Origin of the sequence: Streptomyces sp. TRM64462 (assembly GCF_013362995.1) — a bacterium.
GTDB lineage: Bacteria > Actinomycetota > Actinomycetes > Streptomycetales > Streptomycetaceae > Streptomyces.
Genome location: NZ_JABWDV010000113.1, coordinates 1 through 1756 on the forward strand (window position 1 = coordinate 1; position 1756 = coordinate 1756).

1 protein-coding gene is annotated in these 1756 nt (G+C 75.2%); it reads left to right on the forward strand.

Annotation, left to right across the window (positions count from 1 at the left end; translation table 11 throughout):
* Positions 1–258 precede the first annotated feature (258 nt).
* The gene (locus HTZ82_RS05490; protein WP_175408134.1) at positions 259–1413 is read left to right on the forward strand and encodes a peptidoglycan DD-metalloendopeptidase family protein; all 1155 of its coding nucleotides are present in this window, start codon (positions 259–261) and stop codon (positions 1411–1413) included.
* Positions 1414–1756 lie beyond the last annotated feature (343 nt).

Here is a 1756-nt window from a genome sequence, read left to right on the forward strand (position 1 = left end):
CGGTCGGCCGGCGGCACGCCACGCCCGCCCCGCCAGGGCCCGCGCGCCTCCGTGCGGGGATCCCGTGCCCTGCGCGTGGCGGTGTGCGACCCCGTGCCGCCGCCGGGGCGGGGGCGTCGTGCTGTGGCATGTCCCCGTGTCCGAAGGCCACTTGAGAGGCGGCCCGCGCCCCCTGCGCCCGCTGCGCCCCCTTGTCATGGCTCGTTCGGCGCCTCTAGCTTGGGCGGCTGCTGACGTGTGCATAGGGGGGAACCACCCATGGCCTCACGGGGACGACACCGCCGGTACCAGCCGAGCCGGCTCAACCGGGCATCGCTCACCGTCACGGTCGGCGGCGCCGGAATAGCGCTGCCGCTCATAGGCGCCGGAACCGCGCAGGCGGCGTCCGTGGACGTCTGGGAGAAGGTCGCTGCCTGCGAGTCCACCAGCCGGTGGAAGACCAACACCGGCAACGGCTACTACGGCGGCCTCCAGTTCAGCCAGTCCACCTGGGAGGCGTACGGCGGTACCCGCTACGCGCCCCGCGCCGACCTCGCCACCAAGGACCAGCAGATCGCGATCGCCGAGAAGGTGCTCAAGGGGCAGGGCCCGCAGGCCTGGCCCACCTGCTCGGGCAGGGCCGGGCTGACCCGCGGCGGCGACTCGCCCGACATCGCGCCGGGGCGGAAGGCCGCGTCGCCCACGACCGTGCCCGGTCAGCGCCGTGAGAGCTACACCGTGGCCCGCGGCGACTCCCTGTCCGGCATCGCCGCCGACCAGCGCGTCCCGGGCGGCTGGCAGGAGCTGTACGCGCAGAACCGCGCCGTCATCGGCGACGACCCCGACCTCATCATGCCGGGACAGAAGCTGACCCTCCGCCAGAAGACGTCGGCGACGCCCAAGGAGAAGCCCGCCGCCCAGCCGCCCGCCCGGCCCAAGGCGAAGCCCACCGCCAAACCCGCCGCGAAACCGGCCGCCCGGCCCGCGGATAAGCCCCGGACGCGGCCCGTGGTCGCCAAGTCCCGCACCAGCGGCCTCAGTTCACCCGTCGACGCCCCGCCCGGCACGTCCTACGGCCGCCCCGGATCAAGCTGGGCCGCCGGTTACCACACCGGCGTCGACTTCCCCGTGCCGACCGGCACGTCCGTCAAGGCCGTCGCCTCCGGGAAGGTCGTATCGGCCGGCTGGGCCGGCGCGTACGGGTACCAGATCGTCATCCGGCACGACGACGGCCGCTACAGCCAGTACGCCCACCTGTCCGCGCTCACCGTCCGCGAAGGACAGACCGTCAACAGCGGCCAGCGCATCGCGCGTTCAGGCTCGACCGGCAACAGCACCGGCCCGCACCTCCACTTCGAGATCCGCACCGGACCCGGCTACGGCTCCGACATCGACCCCCTCACCTACCTCCGCGCCGGCGGCGTCCGCATCTGAACCACCCCGGCCTCCACTCCCGGCCCCGGCCCCGGCACGCGCCGCCCGAACCGGGGCCGGCGGCTCCGCCTGCGACGTCGTGAGGAGGACCAGCCCCGCCGCCGCCACCGCCCCGCACAGCAGCGCCAGGAGCGTGCCCGGGGCGCCGTGCTGGAAGCGCTCGCCGAGCAGGGCGACCCCCACGGCGGCCGCCACCACCGGGTTGACCACCGTGACGGTCGCCAGCGGCGCACCCGGGCTCCACGTCCCGTGACCGATTTCGTCACCACCGACGCGATCCCGTACGCCACTCCGGCCGCGCCCGCCAGCAGCACCCCGCGCCCCAGCGGCCGGCGCATCCGCC